Origin of the sequence: Pseudomonas sp. PAGU 2196 (assembly GCF_022179005.1) — a bacterium.
In the GTDB taxonomy this organism is placed as follows: Bacteria; Pseudomonadota; Gammaproteobacteria; order Pseudomonadales; family Pseudomonadaceae; genus Aquipseudomonas; species Aquipseudomonas kermanshahensis.
Genome location: NZ_BNTL01000036.1, coordinates 1 through 18,256, shown reverse-complemented (window position 1 = coordinate 18,256; position 18,256 = coordinate 1). Strand labels below are relative to the sequence as shown.

Below are 18,256 nucleotides of genomic sequence, written 5' to 3'. Positions count from 1 at the left end.
CGCTCGGGATTACAGCAGTCTCAAGATCAAGAGGCCGGCGAGAAGTAACGCCAAAGCAAAGCCCGCACCTAGGCTGAACGGCAAAAGCGCTGACCAAGGAGAAAAGGCTCTTGCCTTGCGCATTTCTTCGGCCAGGGCCTCAACTTCGCGATGGGATTGTTCAACCCTATCTTGAGTGGAACGGGGCATGATCTTTCCTCTTGCCATAAACGAGCGTGCTTAGAGTTTAACCAGCAGGGCCATGATACCCGCAATGGCAGTCAGTATGACCGAGCCGGTTGCGAAGGGGTGCCAGAACGCCTCTTGTCTAAGCTTGCGCTCTTCAGCCATGAATTTGAGTGCTTCTGCAGCTAGCTTGCGATTCTCGATCTGTAGTCTCTCGAGTTCGAGATTGTCTCGATCATCTTGGAGCCTCGGGAGGTGTCTTTTTGAGGGGTGGCGAAAATTATGCGCCACCAGGCGAGAGGTCGGAATCGCTCTATACACCAGATTTCGTAGTCCAATTGCCAACAAGGAAGGATCCTACTCTCATATAGGCGGTTTCCTGCTGCATTTGTAAGGCTTGCAGAAATATCCTACGCATCCCGTCGACTCCCGTCTGATTGTCCTTGGAAACCCCACCCAATAGGCTTTTGCGGTCGCTGTCGGTTCAGCGATCGGGTGTGGAAACCTGAGTTGTGCGGGACATCTGTCAGTTATGGCAGCTGTAGCGGGAGGTATTCGTACCTACCGGGTTTACCGTACGCCCGGATTTCCACCCCGCTTACAGCTGCCACCCTAATGTGTGGAAACGGAAGGAGGCAGCCTAATCAGTACGGATATGTAATGAAAAAAATCGTCCCCGACCCACCCCATACCTTCGACCTTCCCCCCGGCAAATCCCTTTCCCGCGCCATCAGCGAAGGCGTCGTGCCAATAGAGTTCGCGCTGATGAATGTCTCCCACTACCTAATGTTCGCCTACAGCGACAGCCGTCGAGCACTTGAGCGCATCCAAGACGAAGAAACGCGACAGCTACTGGAGCATGGCCTGCGCGCCATGCAAATCGCCTGGGGCCAGGCTGATGCCGTGACATTGGCTGTCGAACGCCAGAAGTAGCGGGGTCTGCCCACAGTCAGCGGGCTGCTTTAAACAGCGATGTTTAATGCAGGCGAAATTTCTCAGAGCAGCCCCACGTGTCGGTAGGACGCCTCCTGCATCCAGGCGCAATCAATGTCATTACAGTAATGCATGCCGCAACAAGGGAGAGCAGGCATGAAAATGAGCAAGCGGGATTTGGTCGCCGGTGTTCTGGTGACAGTCCTATGGGGCTGTAACTTCTCTGTCATCGAACTAGGCTTGAGAAGCCTGGATCCTTACCTTCTGACGCTGTTGCGTTTCGTGTTCTGCGCTATGCCTCTGGTGTTCTTCGTCAAGCGCCCGGCAGGCATTTCATATGGGGTGCTGGCCCTATACGGTGTGATGTTCGGCGCCGGCTTGTGGTGGGTGGTCAACTTCGCAATGTTCCAAGGCTTGTCCCCCGGCATGTCTTCGGTGTTTCTGCAGTTCAGTGCCTTTTTCACTATCCTCCTCAGCAGCCTCCTTCTGGGCGAGCGAGTCAGTGGAATCCATCTGTGCGGCATGGCCTCAGCCGCCTGCGGTCTGATAATGATCTTGGCATTAGGCGGTGAGTCGTCGACGGTTACCGGTGTTCTACTCGTACTTATCGCTGCCCTGGCCTGGTCGCTGTGCAACCTGGTGGTCAAGCTCAAACGCCCGGCCGACATGGTCGCGTTCATTATCTGGTCGAGCCTTTTTTCGGTCCCGGCGATATTCGTTTTGACAGTCGCAGCCAATGGCTGGGCCTCATTCGCAGTGCTTGCCGGTGGTATAGCGTGGGAAGCCTTGTTCTCTGTGCTGTTCCAGAGCTACATCACAACCATCCTAGGCTACCTGGTATGGAACAACTTGATGAAGAAATACCCGGCTGCCCAGGTCGCACCGCTCTCGCTGCTCGTGCCTATATCGGGGCTGGTTGCTTCCTACCTGTTTTTTGGCGAGCAGATGAGCATTGCCAAAGCGATTGCGATTGGCTTCGTCTTGCTGGGCATCTTGATCTTCGTCAACGCCCACAACCTGCAGCGGATCATGAGGGGCAGAGGCTTGACGGAATAGCGCAGTGCACGCCCTCTTCGCAGCACACGCCTGCTCCCACGAGTGTGCGCTATTCAAGGCGTCCGCGCCGCGGCATTCCCAGCATACCCCGCACCCCCATACCGCTGGCTGATCCGCTCAATCTCCCCGGACTGCTTCATGCGCACCAGTGCCCTGAGCACCCCTTGCGTCGGTACCTCCGGGTCAGTGCGCACCATGCATCCCAAGTCCTGCTCTTCCAGCACTGCCAGCGTTTGCAGCTGTTGCCCCGCCGGCAAGCCTTGGTTGAACCACTGCAACGACAACTCGTTGCTCACCGCATGCAGATACCGCCCCGCGTGCAGCTTCTGCAGGGCCAGCAGTTGGCTGCGGCTGTCTTCGCGGTGCAGTCGGCCCTGTTCGAACAAGGGTTGCAAGGTGCCATAGGCATAACCCAGTACAGTGCCGATGGCTTGCGGCGCCAGTTGCTCTGGGCGGGTAGGGTTGCTTGCATCAGCGCCGCCAACCAATACGTCGCGCTGGTGGATCACGGGGATGCTCCAGACAAAATTGCCCGGCCGATCCTGAAACCACTGGGTGCTGACATAGCAGCGCACGTCGATATCGCCGCTTTCCATGGCCTCCTGCAGGCGCAGGCGTGCCAGTACGTGATACTCCGGTCGTACACCCACTTCCCGGGCAATAGCCTGCATCAGGTCGAACAGCAAACCTTCCACCGGTTGATCACCTTCGACGCGCATCAGCGGCATGCTCCAGCTCTCGGCGACGGAAAAACGCAGCACGGGTGGGTCGGCCAGGCTGTGGGTGGTCCACAGCAATAGCAGGGGCAACAGTCTTCGCAAGGCACATCCTCCCTGGATAGCGCGCCAGTTTCATAGCTTAGACCAGTCGCGCAGGGTGCAATTTCGGCCCCGCTCCGCTAGCATTAGCGATCTTCCGCTCGATCAGGCTACGATGGTTTTTCGATGAGTTATCAGGTTCTTGCACGAAAATGGCGTCCGCGCTCGTTCCGCGAAATGGTCGGCCAGGCCCATGTGCTCAAGGCCTTGATCAATGCCTTGGACAACCAGCGCCTGCACCATGCCTACCTGTTTACCGGCACCCGCGGTGTGGGCAAGACTACCATCGCCCGCATTATTGCCAAATGCCTGAACTGCGAAACCGGCATCACCTCGACGCCCTGCGGCACCTGTTCAGTGTGCCGGGAAATCGACGAGGGCCGCTTCGTCGACCTGATCGAGATCGACGCCGCCAGCCGCACCAAGGTCGAAGACACTCGCGAGCTGTTGGATAACGTGCAATATGCCCCGAGCCGTGGGCGCTTCAAGGTCTATTTGATCGACGAAGTGCACATGCTCTCGACCCACTCGTTCAACGCCTTGCTCAAGACGCTGGAAGAGCCGCCGCCCTACGTCAAGTTCATCCTCGCCACCACCGACCCGCAGAAGCTGCCAGCGACCATCCTGTCGCGCTGCCTGCAGTTCTCGCTGAAGAACATGAGCCCGGAGCGAGTAGTCGAGCACCTCAGCCATGTGCTGACCGCGGAAAACGTGCCGTTCGAGCCAGATGCCCTATGGCTGCTGGGCCGCGCCGCCGACGGTTCGATGCGCGATGCCATGAGCTTGACTGACCAGGCCATCGCGTTTGGTGAAGGCAAGGTGCTGGCGGCCGATGTGCGGGCCATGCTCGGCAGCCTCGACCATGGCCAGGTTTATGGCGTGCTGCAGGCGCTGCTAGAAGGCGATGCCCGCGCGCTGCTGGAGGCTGTGCGCAACCTTGCCGAGCAAGGGCCGGACTGGAGTGGCGTGCTGGCCGAAATGCTCAACGTGCTGCACCGTGTCGCCATTGCCCAGGCTCTGCCGGAGGCGGTGGACAACGGCCAGGGCGACCGCGATCGCGTGTTGGCGCTGGCCTCGGCATTGCCGGCCGAGGACGTGCAGTTCTATTACCAGATGGGCCTGATTGGCCGCCGCGACCTGCCCTTGGCGCCGGACCCGCGGGGTGGCTTCGAGATGGTCCTGTTGCGCATGCTGGCGTTCCGCCCGGCCGACACCGATGACGCGCCGAAGCCGGTGCTAAAGCCGGTGGGGATCAGCCAAGCCACAGCTGATCCTGCAACACCGGTGGCAGCTGCGGGAGTGGCCCATCAGCCAGCCGCAGCGCCCGTGGCGCCGGTTGTCGCGCAAGCGGTGGAGGTGCCGCCCCCTGTAGTACCGGCCGTAGAGCCGACGCCTGCCGTTACCCAGCCAGCGCCAGTTGAACCTGCTGCGCCGGCACCCGAACCTGTCGAGGATGTCATCGACCTGCCTTGGGAAGCGCCTGTAGCGCCCCCCGTGCCGGTTGCCGCCTCGCCGGTGCCTGTGGCTGAGCCTGCGCCAACACCTGAGCCAACACCTGCGCCCCAGCCAGCCATGGCCGAGCCGCAACGCGAACAGCCGGCCTACGACGAGCCGCCGTTTGACCCGTCGGCCTATGCGGCAGCGGGCATGGACCGCGACGACGAACCGCCAGCGGACGAAGATTACTACGTAGGTGATAGCGACCCCGTCGGGTTCAGTTACCTCGATGAACTGGCCGAGCACGTCCAGGAAGAGCAGCCCAAACCTGCTGCCGAACCGCTGCCGGCCGCCCAGCCGGCTACCGGCCTGGCCCTGCAATGGCTGGAATTATTCCCACAGTTGCCTGTCTCCGGTATGACAGGCAACATCGCCGCAAACTGTACGCTGATTGCCGCCGACGGCGACGACTGGCTGTTGCACCTGGACCCAGGCCAGGGCGCACTGTTCAACGCCACCCAGCAGCGGCGCTTGAACGACGCGCTCAATCAGCACCTGGGGCGCACCCTGAACCTGCGTATCGAGCTGATACGCCCTGAGCAGGAGACGCCGGCCCAGGCCGCTTCGCGCAAGCGTGCCGAGCGCCAGCAAGACGCCGTGGTGTCGATCGAGCAGGATCCGTTGATCCAGCAGATGATCAAGCAGTTCGGTGCCAAGGTGCGACAGGATACTATTGAGCCTGTAGAGGCCCTGGCCAATCAGGGCCAGTAACGGATAACCATGCGGCTGGCCCGGTGCCGGGCCGCATCACATGACCCAATCGAGGTATACCCCCATGATGAAAGGTGGCATGGCCGGCCTGATGAAGCAGGCCCAGCAGATGCAGGAAAAAATGGCCAAGATGCAAGAAGAACTGGCCAACGCCGAAGTGACCGGTCAATCCGGTGGCGGCCTGGTGAGCGTGGTGATGACCGGTCGTCACGACGTAAAGCGCGTCAGCATCGATCAAAGCCTGATGTCGACCGATGAAGACGACAAGGAAGTGCTCGAAGACCTGATCGCTGCCGCACTGAACGATGCGGTCCGTAAGGTCGAGCAGAGCAGCCAGGAAAAAATGGGCGGCATGACCGCTGGCATGCAGTTGCCGCCAGGCTTCAAAATGCCGTTCTGATTCACCTTTTGCGTCAAATGGGGAGCAACGGCCTTGGGGCCGTTGCTCCCTTGTTCATTCTGTTCCCCCGACTTGCAGGCCTGCCTACATGAGCTTCAGCCCCCTGATCCGCCAACTGATCGATGCCTTGCGCACCCTGCCGGGTGTCGGCCAGAAAACCGCCCAGCGCATGGCCCTGCAGCTGCTTGAGCGTGACCGCAGCGGCGGCCTGCGGTTGGCTCAGGCGTTGACCCAGGCCATGGAAGGGGTTGGCCATTGCCGTCAGTGCCGCACCCTGACCGAGCAGGAACTGTGCCCGCAGTGCGCCGACCCGCGCCGTGACGACACGCAGTTGTGTGTGGTCGAGGGGCCGGTGGATGTGTATGCGGTGGAGCAGACCGGCTACCGCGGCCGCTATTTCGTGCTCAAGGGGCATCTGTCGCCGCTCGATGGCCTGGGGCCTGAGGCGATTGGCGTGCCGCAGCTGATGGCGCGAATCGAGGAGCAGGGCACCTTTACCGAGGTAATCCTGGCGACCAACCCGACGGTGGAAGGGGAGGCGACGGCGCATTACATCGCGCAGTTGCTGAACGAGAAAGGCCTGGTGGCGTCGCGCATTGCCCATGGTGTGCCGCTGGGTGGCGAGCTGGAGCTGGTGGATGGCGGGACATTGGCCCATGCCTTTGCGGGGCGCAGGCCGATTTCGCTGTGATTCGAAATAGTGGGGCCGCTGTGCGGCCCATTCGCGGGACAAGCCCGCTCCCACAGGTATTGTGAAGGCCTTTGAGGTCCCACAGGCATTGTGAAGGCCTGTGAGGTGCCGCAGCACCTGTGGGAGCGGGCTTGTCCCGCGAATGGGGGGCAACGCCGCCCCTGAATACGACTCAGTATTCGCTGAGGGAAAACTCGGTCAGGCAGAAGGTCGGCACACCCGCAGCCTGCAGCCGGCGCGAACCGTCCAGCTCCGGCAGGTCAATGATCGCTGCCGCTTCAAATACCTGAGCCCCGGTACGACGCACCAGGTTGGCTGCCGCCAGCAGGGTGCCGCCAGTGGCAATCAGGTCATCGAAAATCAACACCGAGTCGCCTTCGCACAGGCTGTCGGCATGCACTTCGAGGAAGGCCTCGCCGTACTCGGTCTGATAACCCTCGCTCAGCACGTCAGCCGGCAGCTTGCCCTGTTTGCGGAACAGGATCAGCGGCTTGTTCAGCTGGTGGGCGATGATCGAGCCGATCAGGAAGCCGCGCGCGTCCATGGCGCCGATGTGGCTGAACTCAGCCTCGACATAACGCTCGATGAACTGGTCGGCGACATAGCGCAGCCCGCGTGGGGATTGGAACAACGGGGTGATGTCGCGAAAGATCACACCCGGTTTGGGGAAGTCCACTACCGGGCGGATCAGGGCTTTGAGGTCGAAGGCTTCGCTATGCATTGTTGCGGGTATCCTGGAAAAACGATGGCGCCAGTATACCCGTTAACAAAAGCTCAGGCCTCTATTGCACCGCCGGCCAGCGCGCACAACTGAATCGGGTCGAGGATATGCACTTCCTTGCCTTCGGCGCGAATCAGGCCGTTTTGCTGGAAGCGGGTGAAGACCCGCGACACGGTTTCCACCGCCAGGCCCAGGTAATTGCCGATTTCGTTGCGCGACATGCTCAGGCGGAACTGGTTGGCCGAGTAGCCACGTGCGCGGAAGCGTGCGGACAGGTTGACCAGGAAGGTGGCAATGCGTTCGTCGGCGGTTTTCTTCGATAACAGCAGCATCATTTGCTGGTCGTCGCGGATCTCGCGGCTCATCACACGCATCAGCTGACGACGCAACTGCGGCAATTGCACCGAGAGTTCGTCGAGGCGTTCGAAGGGGATTTCGCACACCGACGTGGTCTCTTGGGCCTGGGCCGACACCGGGTAGGCTTCGGTGTCCATGCCGGACAGGCCGACCAGTTCGCTGGGCAGGTGGAAGCCGGTGATCTGCTCTTCGCCGCTGTCGCTGAGGCTGAAGGTTTTGAGGGCGCCGGAACGTACGGCGTAGACCGAGCCGAAATTGTCACCCTGGCGGAACAGGAACTCGCCTTTTTTCAGCGGCCGTCCACGTTTGACGATTTCATCCAGTGCTTCCATGTCTTCCAAGTTCAGCGAAAGAGGCAGGCACAGGGGGGCCAGGCTGCAATCCTTGCAATGGGCCTGGGTATGTGGGCGCAGTTTAACTGGCTCGGACATTTTCAATCGATCCTTGTGGGAAAGCACACATAAGACGTAAGGGTAACTCACGGCGTAGGTTGTAGGCCAGCGTGCGCTATTGTGGTGCGTGCTGGCGAAGCCTCGGCGGGTGCGCGCCGAGGCCTTTCGTGTACCCATAGTGTGCCGCACAAGCCCACTTGTCCATGCGGTCGAACGACTCGCTTTTCAGATGACCCGTGAGAAGCGCTGGCGGTTTTGCATCGCCAGGTAGGCGTCGAACACCATGCACACCGAGCGCGCCAACAGGCGGCCGGCGGGCAGGATGCGGATGCCCTTGTCGTCCAGGCTGATCAGGCCATCACGCTGCAAGGTCAGCAGTTCTGGCCAAAGGTTGTTGAAGTAGCCGCGAAAATCGATGGTAAAGGCCTGTTCGATCGGCTCGTAGTCCAGCTCGAAATGGCAGATCAACTGCTGGATCACTGCCCGGCGCAGGCGATCGTCGTGGTTGCACAGCAGGCCGCGCTGGGTGGCCAGTTGGGCGTTGGAGAGGCTGTCCTGGTAGGTGTTGAGGTCGCTGCTGTTCTGGCAATAGAGGTCGCCGATCTGGCTGATGGCAGACACCCCCAGGCCGACCAGGTCGCAATGGCCGTGGGTGGTGTAGCCCTGGAAGTTGCGCTGCAGGGTGCCTTCTTCCTGGGCCATGGCCAGCTCATCGTCGGGCAGGGCGAAGTGGTCCATGCCGATGTAGCGGTAACCGGCGGCGGTCAGCTGGTCGATGGTGGCATGCAGCATTTCGAGCTTGGCTGACGGGCTCGGCAGGTCATTGTTGTCGATGCGTCGCTGAGGCATGAAACGCTCGGGCAAGTGGGCGTAGTTGAACACCGACAAGCGGTCGGGTTGCAGGCGGATCACCTCTTCGACCGTGCGGGCAAAGCCTTCCGGGGTCTGCTTGGGCAGGCCGTAGATCAAGTCCAGGTTGATCGAGCGGAATTGCAGGGTACGCGCTGCCTCGATCAGGGTGCGGGTCTGCTCCAGGCTCTGCAGGCGGTTGACCGCCCGCTGCACGGCCGGGTCCAGGTCCTGCACGCCCAGGCTGACACGGTTGAAGCCCAGCTCGCGGAGCAGGCCCATGGTCGACCAGTCGGCTTCGCGTGGGTCGATTTCGATGCCGTAGTCGCCGGAATCATCGTCCAGCAGGTTGAAGTGCTGACGCAGGGTGGCCATCAGCTGGCGCAGTTCCACGGGGCTGAGGAAGGTGGGCGTGCCGCCGCCGAAGTGCAGTTGCTCGACCCGTTGCTTGGGGTCCAGGTGGCAGGCGATCAGCTGGATTTCCTGCTCCAGGCGTTGCAGGTAGGGCGCAGCGCGGCCACGGTCCTTGGTGATGACTTTGTTGCAGGCGCAGTAGTAGCAGATGTTGGCGCAGAACGGCACGTGCACGTACAGCGACAACGGGCGCACCGCCCGGCGGCTCTCGCGCAGGGCGTGGAGCAGGTCGAACGAGCCCACTTCGCTGTGCAGTTGCACGGCGGTCGGGTAGGAGGTGTAGCGTGGTCCGGCCAGGTCGTAGCGGCGGATCAGGTCGGTGTCCCAACGTAGGTCGTCGAGCATGTGGGCGGTCCCCGGATAGAGCGAGCAGTGTCCGGAGTCTATGGCCGTCTGTAGGAATCTGTGTTGATTTGTATCAAGAGCCATTGGGGCTGTACAGCAGCCCGCTTCAGTGTCCCATCAGCCAATGCTGGTGTGGCCCAGGCAGCGTCCACAGGCCAAACAGGATGACCAGCAACCCGCCCGCCATGCGCACGCTGCGCCGTCGCAACAGGCTGCTGACCCGCTCCGCCGCCAAGCCCGTGGCCAGCAATACCGGCCAGGTGCCCAGCCCGAAGGCCAACATTAACGCCGCGCTGTACCCCGCATTCCCCTGGCTCGCAGCCCACAATAACGTGCTGTACACCAGCCCGCACGGCAACCAGCCCCACAAGGCCCCCAGCAACAGGGCGCGCGGCAGGCTCGACACCGGCAGCAAGCGCGAGGCGACTGGCTGGATATGCCGCCACAGCCCTCGGCCCAGGGCCTCGATGCGGGTCAACCCGCTCCACCAGCCGGCCAGGTACAGCCCCATGGCAATCAATAGCAATGCGGCTACCACCCGCAGCGCCAGGGCGGCCGGGCTGCTGGCCACGGCCCAGCCAGCCAGGCCCACCAGCAGGCCGGCGCAGGTATAGCTGAGAATGCGCCCGATGTTGTACGCCAACAGCAGTTGCAAGCGTCGGCCGCGTTGCTCGGGTGGGATGGCCAGGGTCAGCGCGCCCATCAGGCCGCCGCACATGCCCAGGCAGTGGCCGCCACCGAGCAGGCCAAGGATCAGCGCCGAGCCGAGCAGGGGCAGCAGGTCAGGCACGGGGTGGGGGTTCCTTGTCGTCTTCGGCCAGGCTGTCGTCCGGCTTGACCGCAGCCTGGTGGCGCGGGTCCTGGTCGTCGAACAAGATGCTGTGGGCAGGGCCTTCGAGGTCGTCGTACTGGCCGCTGTCCACCGCCCAGAAGAAGATGTACACGGCGACGCCGACAAGCAGCAGGGCGGCCGGGATCATGACATAGAGGGCTGGCATGGGCGGCTCCTGATCAGGCGGTGGCGGGTTGCGGGTGGCTGCTGGTGGCCGCCACGCCTGGCAGCCGGGTCAGGCGCAGGGCGTTGAGGACCACGATCAGCGAGCTCACCGACATGCCGATGGCCGCCCACACGGGGGTGATCCAGCCGAGCGCGGCAAACGGCAACATGAGGCCATTATACAGGGTCGCCCACAGCAGGTTCTCGAGGATGTTGCGGCGCGTGCGGCGGGCCAGGTCGAAGGCCTGTACCAGCGCCTGCAGGCGGTTGGACAGCAGCACCGCATCGGCGCTGGTCTTGGCCAGGTCAGTGGCGCTGCCCATGGCGATGCTGATGTCGGCGGCCGCCAGCACCGGCACGTCGTTCACCCCATCACCCAGCATCAGCACCTTGCGGCCAGCGGCTTGCAGCGCCTTGAGCCGGTCCAGCTTGTCGTCCGGGCGCAGACCGCCGATGGCCTGGTCGATATCCAGTTGCGCCGCCACTTCGGCGACCATCGGCGAGCTGTCACCCGACAGCAGCAGCGTCCGCCAGCCCCGCGCCTTGCAGGCGGCGAGCAGGGCCGGGGCATCATCGCGCAGGCGGTCATCGAGGCCAAACCAGGCCAGCGGCCCTTGGCGATCACCCAGCAGCAGCCATTGGCCGCGTGGCTCGGGCACGCCGGGGATTTCTGCGCCACTCAGGGCGCACACGAACGTGGCCTGGCCGATACGCAGGCGCTGGCCATCAACCAGCCCCTCCAGGCCCAGGCCTGGCACGGTCTGCACTTCGTCCGCGGGCGCGGCGGTGCGGCCGAAAGCGCGTGCGATGGGGTGTTCGGAGCGGTTTTCCAGGGCGGCGGCCAGGGCCAGGCAACGGTCGGCGGCCAGGTCGCCCAGCGGGCGAATGCTGCGCAAGGTCAGGCGGCCTTCGGTGAGCGTGCCGGTCTTGTCGAAGATGACCGTGTCGATCTGGTTGAGGCCTTCGAGCACGTGGCCGCGGGTCACCAGCAGGCCGAGTTTGTGCAGGGTGCCGGTGGCGGCGGTAAGGGCCGTGGGCGTGGCCAGGGACAAGGCGCAAGGGCAGGTCGCCACCAGCATGGCCAGCACGATCCAGAAGGCGCGATCCGGGGCCAGGTGCCACCACCACAGGCCGATGGCCACGGCGGCTATCAAGGTAAACAGCAAGAACCACTGCGAAGCGCGGTCGGCGATCTCGGCCAGGCGCGGTTTTTCGGTCTGCGCGCGTTCCAGCAGGCGGACGATGGCCGACAGCCGCGAGTCGTGGCCGAGGGCTTCGACTTCCACGTTCAGGGTGCTCTCGACGTTCAGGGTGCCACCGGTGACCCGATCGCCGACGCGACGCGGTTGCGGCAGGTATTCGCCGGTCAGCAGTGACTCGTCGACGCTGGAGCGGCCTTCGACGATGCGCCCATCGGCGGGGATTACCGCGCCGGGCAGGACTTGCACCGTGTCGCCGCGCTGCAGTTCGCTGAGCAGGATGCGCTCGGCACGGCCGATAACGTCCAGGCGCAGGCACGAGGCGGGCAGCAGGTTGACCAGTTGCGCGGTGGCCGCCGCGGTGCGTTCGCGGGCGCGTCGCTCAAGGTAGCGACCGGTCAGCAGGAACAGGGCGAACATGCCGACGGTATCGAAATACAGCTCGCCGCTGCCGCTGATCGCGGTCCAGATCCCGGCGCCGAACGCCAGGGCAATGGCCAGCGATACCGAGACGTCCATGGTCAGGTGGCGGGTGCGCAGGTCGCGCGCTGCGCCTTTGAAGAACGGCGCGCAGCTGTAGAACACGATCGGGATGGTCAGAAACAGCGCGACCCAGCGCAGGATGGTGTGCAGCTCGGGCGACAGGTCGATGTTGAATTCGGGCCAGGTGGCCATGGTTGCCATCATCGCCTGGAACCACAGCAGCCCAGCGACACCCAGGCGCCGTAAGGCGCTGCGGTTCTCCCGGGCCAGCTGTTCGGCGGCCTGGTCGGGTTGGTAGGGGTGGGCGGCGTAGCCGATCTGGCGCAGCTCGGCGAGCAGGCGCGAGAGGGGCAGCTGGTGGTCGTCCCAGGCCAGCAGCAGGCGGTGATTGGACAGGTTCAGGCGTGCTTCGGCGACCCCGGGCAGGTTGCGCAGGTGCTTTTCGATCAGCCAGCCGCAGGCGGCGCAACTGATGCCCTCGACCAGCAAGGTGGCTTCGGCCAGTTCGCCGGCGTGGCGGACGAAGGTTTGTTGCACGTCGCTGCGGTCGTAGAGCGCCAGTTCATCCTGCAGTTGCCTGGGCAAGGCTTCGGGGTTGGCGCTGGTGTCACTGCGGTGCTGGTAATAGTGCTCCAGGCCCCCGGCGACGATGGACTCGGCCACTGCCTGGCAGCCTGGGCAGCAGAACTGCCGTGGCTCGCCGAGGACCACGGCGGTGAAGCGGTTGCCGGCGGGGACGGGCAGGGCGCAGTGGTAGCAGGGGGTGGGTTGGGTCATAAGGCGAGCACGCATTGACTGTCAGGGACGGGTCCTGTGGGAGCAGGCTTGGCCCATTCGCGGGGCAAGCCCGCTCCCACAGGTAGAGAAAGTGTCGCGATTATTTGTGTTCTGCGCCTAGCAACGCTTCATCGCCCAGCTGCAGGGTCACACCATGCTCTACCTTCTCCTCCTCGAACAAACGCCACACCTGCCCTTGCTGGTTGCCCAGCAACTCGACGAAGCGCCGCCCTTCGACCTTGTCGTCCAGTTGCCCGACATAGCGTCCAGCCTCGGCACGGGTTAGCGCCACTTTGCGGTCCTTGTCCGGCTGGGTGGGCGAGATCAGGTTCAGTTCCAGCGTTTGCGGGTCGCTGTCGCCCGTCAGGCGCAGGTCGACTTCGCCGGTCAGCTCATCCAAATGCACGCTGGCCTTGAGGTTCAAGGTCTGGGCCAGCAGCTCACGGTCCAGCGAGCGGTTGATGCCTTTGCCAGCCTCGTAGTAGTTGTCGTTGACCAGGTTGTCCGGGTTGCGCACGGCAATGCTGACCATGGTCAGGCTCAGGCACACCGAGGTGGTGAGGATGCCGATGATGATCCAGGGCCAGAGGTGCTTGTACCAGGGGCTGGCGGCGGTGGCGGCAGGCATTGTCGATAATCTCTCTCAGCGGATCTGTGGGCCGATGAAGCGGCTCTTGGCTTCAACCTGGGCGTCGCTGTCATCGGCGCTCTTGAGGATGAAGGTGATTTCGTTGGTGGTCGATGGCAGTTTCTCGGGCGCTATCGACAGCTGCACGGGCAGGCTGACGATGTCACCGGCGGCCACGCGGATCTCGCGCTGGCCTTCGAGCTTGAGGTCCGGCAGGCCGGCGGCATCGAGCACGTAGACGTGGTCGCGTTGGTCTTTGTTCATGACCTTGAGGCTGTAGACGTTTTCGATCCGGCCCTGGGCGTTTTCGCGGTACAGCACGCGGTCCTTGCTGACGTCGAAGCCGACCAGCGAGCGGGTGGCGAAGGCGGTGGCCAGGGCGCCGATCATGACCAGCAGTACCAGCGCATAGCCGATCAGCCGAGGGCGCAGCATGTGGGTTTTCTGCCCGGACAGGTTGTGCTCGGTGGTGTAGCTGATCAGCCCTTTTGGGTAGTTCATCTTGTCCATGATGGTGTCGCAGGCGTCGATGCACGCGGCGCAGCCGATACACTCGATCTGCAGGCCGTCGCGAATGTCGATGCCGGTGGGGCAGACCTGCACGCACATGGTGCAGTCAATGCAGTCGCCCAGGCCTTGGGCCTTGTAGTCGATGTCTTTTTTGCGCGGGCCACGGGTTTCGCCACGGCGCGGGTCGTAGGACACGATCAGCGTGTCCTTGTCGAACATCACGCTCTGGAAGCGCGCATAGGGGCACATGTACACGCACACCTGCTCGCGCAGCCAACCGGCGTTGCCGTAGGTGGCGAGGGTGAAGAAACCAACCCAGAAGTAGGCCCAGCCATCGGCTTGGCCGGTGAAGAATTCGATGGCCAGCTCACGGATCGGCGAGAAGTAACCGACAAAGGTCATGCCGGTGACGAAACCGATCAGCAGCCACAGGCTGTGCTTGGCGAATTTGCGCAGGAACTTGTTGCCGCTCATGGGGGCGCGGTCGAGCTTCATGCGCTGGTTGCGGTCACCCTCGGTGACTTTTTCGCACCACATGAAAATCCACGTCCACACGCTTTGCGGGCAGGTATAGCCGCACCACACCCGGCCGGCATACACGGTGACGAAGAACAGGCCGAACGCGGCGACGATGAGAATGCCTGACAGGAGGATGAAGTCCTGGGGCCAGATGGTGGCGCCGAAGATGTAGAACTTGCGCTCGGGCAGGTTCCACCAAACGGCCTGGTGACCGCCCCAGTTCAGCCACACGGTGCCGAAGTAGAGCAGGAACAGCACTGCACCGCCGACCATGCGCAGGCGGCGGAACACGCCTGTGAAGGCGCGGGTGTAGATTTTCTCGCGGGAGGCGTAGAGGTCGACGGAATCCTTCCCTTTGTTGGCAGGCGGGGTGACGTCATGTACCGGAATTTGCTTGCTCATCATCAAGTCCCACGGCAGTGGAGAAATGCCGCGGCCAGTGCATGCCGGCCGCAGTCTCGCGCAATCTGCTAGCGCTCTGCGACCCATGATACGCCTGTGATGGCACCCAGGGGTTGCACTGCGACCTTTAGTCGCGTTGGGTTCGTGGTATGAATCGTGATATGGCGGGTGTCAATTGATCCAGGTCATCTTGTGTTGCATTCACTGGACTCTTCGCGGGTAAACCCGCTCCCACAGGGACCCCGCTGCCCTCAGGCTCGGCGAGATACCTGTGGGAGCGGGTTTACTCGCGAAGAGGCCGGACCTGCTTACTCAGCCTTTTGAGGCTCCTGCTCCTGATGCGACAGGCTGTACACATAAGCTGCCAGCAGGTGCACCTTGTCATTGCCCTGCAGCTGCTCCTGCGCCGGCATCTGCCCCTGGCGGCCGTAGCGAATGGTCTGCTGAAGCTGGGCAAAGCTCGAGCCGTAGATGAACGCCTGTGGATGGGTCAGGTTTGGTGCACCCATGGCCGGCGTACCCTTGCCCTCTGGCCCGTGGCAGGCCACGCAGTTGGCGGCGAAGATCTTCTGCCCGTTTTCGGCATCGGCCTTGGCGCCTTCCGGCAGGGTGCGGCCATCGAGCTTGCTGACCACAAAGGCTGCCACATCGGCAACGCCTTGCTCGCCGATCACCTCGGACCAGGCCGGCATCACGCCGTGGCGACCGCCCATGATGGTGGTCTTGATGGTTTCCGGCTCACCGCCCCAACGCCAGTCGTTGTCGGTCAGGTTGGGGAAACCGTAGGCGCCCTTGGCGTCGGAGCCGTGGCACACCGAGCAGTTGGAAGCGAACAGCCGTGCGCCCATTTTCAGGGCCTGCGGGTCTTTGGCGACTTCCTCGATGGGCATCGCCGCGAACTTGGCGAAGATCGGCCCGAAGCGGGCATCGGCCTTGGCCATTTCCTTTTCCCACTCGTGCACGCCGGTCCAGCCCGGCTGGCCGTTGGCGAACTCGGTCTGCTTGTCGGTGTCCAGGTACGAATAGCCCGGCAGCATACCTTTCCAGTTACCCAGGCCTGGGTACAGCACCAGGTAGCCGAGGGCGAAGATGATGGTGCCGACGAACAGCCAGAACCACCATTTGGGCAGCGGGTTGTCATATTCCTCGATGCCATCGAAGGCATGCCCGACAGTCTCGTCGGTGACCTCTTCGCGCTGGCCCTTGCGGGTCGACAGCAGCAGCCAGGTCAGTGAGAAGATGGTGCCCAGGGTCAGGACGGTGACGTACAGACTCCAGAAGGTTGTCATTGTTTTTTGCTCCCAGAAGCTTTTGCTTGCGCTTGCTCGACGTGCCGGGTGGCTTCGGGATCATCCGCGAAGGGCAACCGGGTCGCCTCGTCGAACTCCTGCTTGCGCCGTGGGTTGAACACCCACAGCGCCAGGCCTACGAAGGCCACCATCACCACGACGGTGCCCAGGCCGCGAATCATCCCGATATCCATCAGCGTCACCGTTTGCTTTTGATGATGGTGCCAAGACCCTGCAGGTACGCGACGATGGCGTCCATCTCGGTCTTGCCCTTGACCGCGTCCCGCGCGCCGGCAATGTCGGCGTCGGTGTACGGCGTGCCGAGGGTCCGCAGGACTTCCATCTTCTTCGCGGTGTCCTTGCCGTCGAGTTTGTTCTCGACCAGCCATGGGTAGGACGGCATCTTCGATTCGGGCACCACGTTGCGCGGGTTGTACAGGTGCGCACGGTGCCAGTCATCGGAGTAGCGGCCGCCCACGCGGGCCAGGTCCGGGCCGGTGCGCTTGGAGCCCCACAGGAAGGGGTGGTCCCACACGCTTTCACCGGCGACCGAGTAATGGCCGTAGCGCTCGGTCTCGGCGCGGAACGGGCGGATCATCTGCGAGTGGCAGCCCACGCAGCCTTCGCGGATGTAGATGTCGCGGCCTTCAAGCTCCAGTGCGGTGCGCGGCTTCATGCCTTCAACGGGTTTGTTGGTGACATCCTGGAAAAACAGCGGGACGATCTGGGTCAGGCCACCGACGCTGACGGCGATGACCATGAAGAAGGCCAGCAGGCCTATGTTCTTCTCGACGGCTTCATGCTTCATCAGTGCGCTCCCACGACGACGATCTTGGCGGCTTCATCTGCTTCAACCGGGTTGGCCGCGCGTACGGTGCGGAACACGTTGTAAGCCATCAGCAACATGCCCGAGGCAAAGAATGCACCGCCCAGCGCGCGGACGATGTAGCCCGGGTGGCTGGCCTGCAAGGCTTCGACGAAGGAGTAGGTGAGCGTGCCGTCATCGTTGATGGCGCGCCACATCAGGCCCTGGGTGATGCCGTTGACCCACATTGAGGCGATGTACAGCACGGTGCCGATGGTCGCCAGCCAGAAGTGCGCGTTGATCAAGCCGACGCTGTGCATCTGCGCCCGGCCATACAGCTTGGGAATCATGTGATAAACCGCGCCGATCGAGATCATCGCTACCCAACCAAGGGCGCCAGCGTGGACATGGCCGATGGTCCAGTCGGTGTAGTGCGACAGCGAGTTCACGGTCTTGATGGCCATCATCGGGCCTTCGAAGGTGGACATGCCGTAGAACGCCAGCGATACCACGAGGAAGCGCAGGATCGGGTCGGTGCGCAATTTATGCCAGGCACCGGACAGGGTCATCATGCCGTTGATCATGCCACCCCAGCTTGGCGCCAGCAGGATGATCGACATCACCATGCCCAGCGACTGTGCCCAGTCGGGCAGGGCGGTGTAGTGCAGGTGGTGCGGGCCGGCCCAGATGTACAGGGTGATCAGCGCCCAGAAGTGCACGATCGACAGGCGATACGAGTAGATCGGCCGCTCGGCCTGCTTGGGCACGAAGTAGTACATCATCCCCAGGAAGCCGGTGGTGAGGAAGAAACCCACGGCGTTGTGGCCGTACCACCACTGGATCATGGCGTCAGTGGCGCCGGAGTAGGCCGAGTACGACTTGAACAGGCTGACCGGCAGCGAGATGTGGTTGACGATGTGCAGCATCGCGGTGACCACGATGAATGCGCCGTAGAACCAGTTGCCGACGTAGATGTGCTTGGTCTTGCGCTTGACGATGGTGCCGAAGAACACCAGCCCGTAGGTCACCCAGACAATGGCCAGCAGGATCGCCAGCGGCCATTCCAGCTCGGCGTATTCCTTGGTGGTGGTGTAGCCCATCGGCAGGGTGATCAGTGCGCCGACGATCACCGCTTGCCAACCCCAGAAGGTGAAGGCCGCCATGCTATCGGAGATCAGCCGGGTCTGGCAGGTGCGCTGCACCACGTAGTAGCTGGTGCCGAACAACGCACAGCCGCCGAAGGCGAAGATCACCAGGTTGGTGTGCAACGGGCGCAGGCGGCCGAAGCTGGTCCAGGG

Annotated in this window: 19 protein-coding genes; 5 read left to right on the top strand and 14 right to left on the bottom strand. The window is 62.9% G+C overall.

Annotated features, from left to right (window positions below):
- Window positions 1-9: 9 nt before the first annotated feature.
- The gene (locus MFF34_RS25885) at window positions 10-189 is read right to left on the bottom strand and encodes a hypothetical protein (protein ID WP_085272538.1); all 180 of its coding nucleotides are present in this window, start codon (window positions 187-189) and stop codon (window positions 10-12) included.
- A 636-nt stretch (window positions 190-825) separates the two neighbouring features.
- Between MFF34_RS25885 and MFF34_RS25875 the strand changes: the two genes are divergently transcribed.
- Together MFF34_RS25875 and MFF34_RS25870 are read left to right on the top strand one after the other, a co-directional pair.
- Window positions 826-1,098, top strand: coding sequence for a hypothetical protein (locus tag MFF34_RS25875; RefSeq protein WP_027592939.1), 273 nt, complete (start codon window positions 826-828; stop codon window positions 1,096-1,098).
- Window positions 1,099-1,254: 156 nt separating this feature from the next.
- The gene (locus MFF34_RS25870; protein ID WP_202883857.1) at window positions 1,255-2,154 is read left to right on the top strand and encodes an EamA family transporter; all 900 of its coding nucleotides are present in this window, start codon (window positions 1,255-1,257) and stop codon (window positions 2,152-2,154) included.
- A gap of 53 nt (window positions 2,155-2,207) precedes the next feature.
- Here MFF34_RS25870 and MFF34_RS25865 read toward each other — a convergent pair whose 3' ends face one another.
- Window positions 2,208-2,975, bottom strand: a complete 768-nt coding sequence (locus tag MFF34_RS25865) for an ABC transporter substrate-binding protein (RefSeq protein ID WP_238217347.1) — start codon at window positions 2,973-2,975, stop codon at window positions 2,208-2,210.
- A gap of 123 nt (window positions 2,976-3,098) precedes the next feature.
- Between MFF34_RS25865 and dnaX the strand changes: the two genes are divergently transcribed.
- From dnaX to recR, 3 genes are all read left to right on the top strand, one after another.
- Window positions 3,099-5,180 (top strand): DNA polymerase III subunit gamma/tau, encoded by a 2,082-nt coding sequence (dnaX, locus tag MFF34_RS25860; RefSeq protein WP_238217346.1) that lies wholly within the window; start codon window positions 3,099-3,101, stop codon window positions 5,178-5,180.
- Window positions 5,181-5,244: 64 nt separating this feature from the next.
- Window positions 5,245-5,580, top strand: coding sequence for a YbaB/EbfC family nucleoid-associated protein (locus MFF34_RS25855; protein ID WP_008093501.1), 336 nt, complete (start codon window positions 5,245-5,247; stop codon window positions 5,578-5,580).
- Between the two features lie 88 nt (window positions 5,581-5,668).
- The gene (gene recR, locus MFF34_RS25850; protein ID WP_027592934.1) at window positions 5,669-6,271 is read left to right on the top strand and encodes a recombination mediator RecR; all 603 of its coding nucleotides are present in this window, start codon (window positions 5,669-5,671) and stop codon (window positions 6,269-6,271) included.
- A gap of 172 nt (window positions 6,272-6,443) precedes the next feature.
- Here recR and MFF34_RS25845 read toward each other — a convergent pair whose 3' ends face one another.
- The 12 genes from MFF34_RS25845 to ccoN form a co-directional block, all read right to left on the bottom strand.
- A complete protein-coding gene (locus MFF34_RS25845; protein ID WP_003254303.1) occupies window positions 6,444-6,992 on the bottom strand; it encodes an adenine phosphoribosyltransferase in 549 nt (182 codons plus the stop codon).
- A gap of 53 nt (window positions 6,993-7,045) precedes the next feature.
- On the bottom strand, window positions 7,046-7,780 hold the full coding sequence (gene fnrA, locus MFF34_RS25840; protein ID WP_027592933.1) for a Crp/Fnr family transcriptional regulator FnrA: 735 nt from the start codon (window positions 7,778-7,780) through the stop codon (window positions 7,046-7,048).
- Window positions 7,781-7,966: 186 nt separating this feature from the next.
- Entirely contained in the window at window positions 7,967-9,349 is a 1,383-nt protein-coding gene (hemN, locus tag MFF34_RS25835; RefSeq protein WP_238217344.1) for an oxygen-independent coproporphyrinogen III oxidase, read from the bottom strand.
- A gap of 106 nt (window positions 9,350-9,455) precedes the next feature.
- Window positions 9,456-10,139 (bottom strand): sulfite exporter TauE/SafE family protein, encoded by a 684-nt coding sequence (locus tag MFF34_RS25830; protein WP_186704055.1) that lies wholly within the window; start codon window positions 10,137-10,139, stop codon window positions 9,456-9,458.
- Window positions 10,132-10,347 (bottom strand): cbb3-type cytochrome oxidase assembly protein CcoS, encoded by a 216-nt coding sequence (ccoS, locus tag MFF34_RS25825; protein ID WP_027592930.1) that lies wholly within the window; start codon window positions 10,345-10,347, stop codon window positions 10,132-10,134. Before ccoS ends, MFF34_RS25830 begins: the two co-directional genes overlap by 8 nt.
- Before the next feature lie 13 nt (window positions 10,348-10,360).
- Complete coding sequence (locus MFF34_RS25820) at window positions 10,361-12,805, bottom strand: heavy metal translocating P-type ATPase (protein ID WP_238217342.1); 2,445 nt, start codon at window positions 12,803-12,805, stop codon at window positions 10,361-10,363.
- 100 nt (window positions 12,806-12,905) lie between these two features.
- The gene (locus tag MFF34_RS25815; protein WP_238217340.1) at window positions 12,906-13,433 is read right to left on the bottom strand and encodes a FixH family protein; all 528 of its coding nucleotides are present in this window, start codon (window positions 13,431-13,433) and stop codon (window positions 12,906-12,908) included.
- Between the two features lie 15 nt (window positions 13,434-13,448).
- On the bottom strand, window positions 13,449-14,864 hold the full coding sequence (gene ccoG, locus MFF34_RS25810; protein ID WP_027592927.1) for a cytochrome c oxidase accessory protein CcoG: 1,416 nt from the start codon (window positions 14,862-14,864) through the stop codon (window positions 13,449-13,451).
- A 308-nt stretch (window positions 14,865-15,172) separates the two neighbouring features.
- Window positions 15,173-16,153 (bottom strand): cytochrome-c oxidase, cbb3-type subunit III, encoded by a 981-nt coding sequence (ccoP, locus tag MFF34_RS25805; RefSeq protein ID WP_027592926.1) that lies wholly within the window; start codon window positions 16,151-16,153, stop codon window positions 15,173-15,175.
- The gene (locus MFF34_RS25800; protein ID WP_033699345.1) at window positions 16,150-16,347 is read right to left on the bottom strand and encodes a CcoQ/FixQ family Cbb3-type cytochrome c oxidase assembly chaperone; all 198 of its coding nucleotides are present in this window, start codon (window positions 16,345-16,347) and stop codon (window positions 16,150-16,152) included. Before MFF34_RS25800 ends, ccoP begins: the two co-directional genes overlap by 4 nt.
- Before the next feature lie 5 nt (window positions 16,348-16,352).
- On the bottom strand, window positions 16,353-16,961 hold the full coding sequence (ccoO, locus tag MFF34_RS25795) for a cytochrome-c oxidase, cbb3-type subunit II (protein ID WP_003254286.1): 609 nt from the start codon (window positions 16,959-16,961) through the stop codon (window positions 16,353-16,355).
- Window positions 16,961-18,256: cytochrome-c oxidase, cbb3-type subunit I (gene ccoN / locus MFF34_RS25790; RefSeq protein WP_238217338.1), on the bottom strand; the 1,296-nt coding region annotated here is incomplete at its 5' end. The genes ccoN and ccoO, both read right to left, overlap by 1 nt.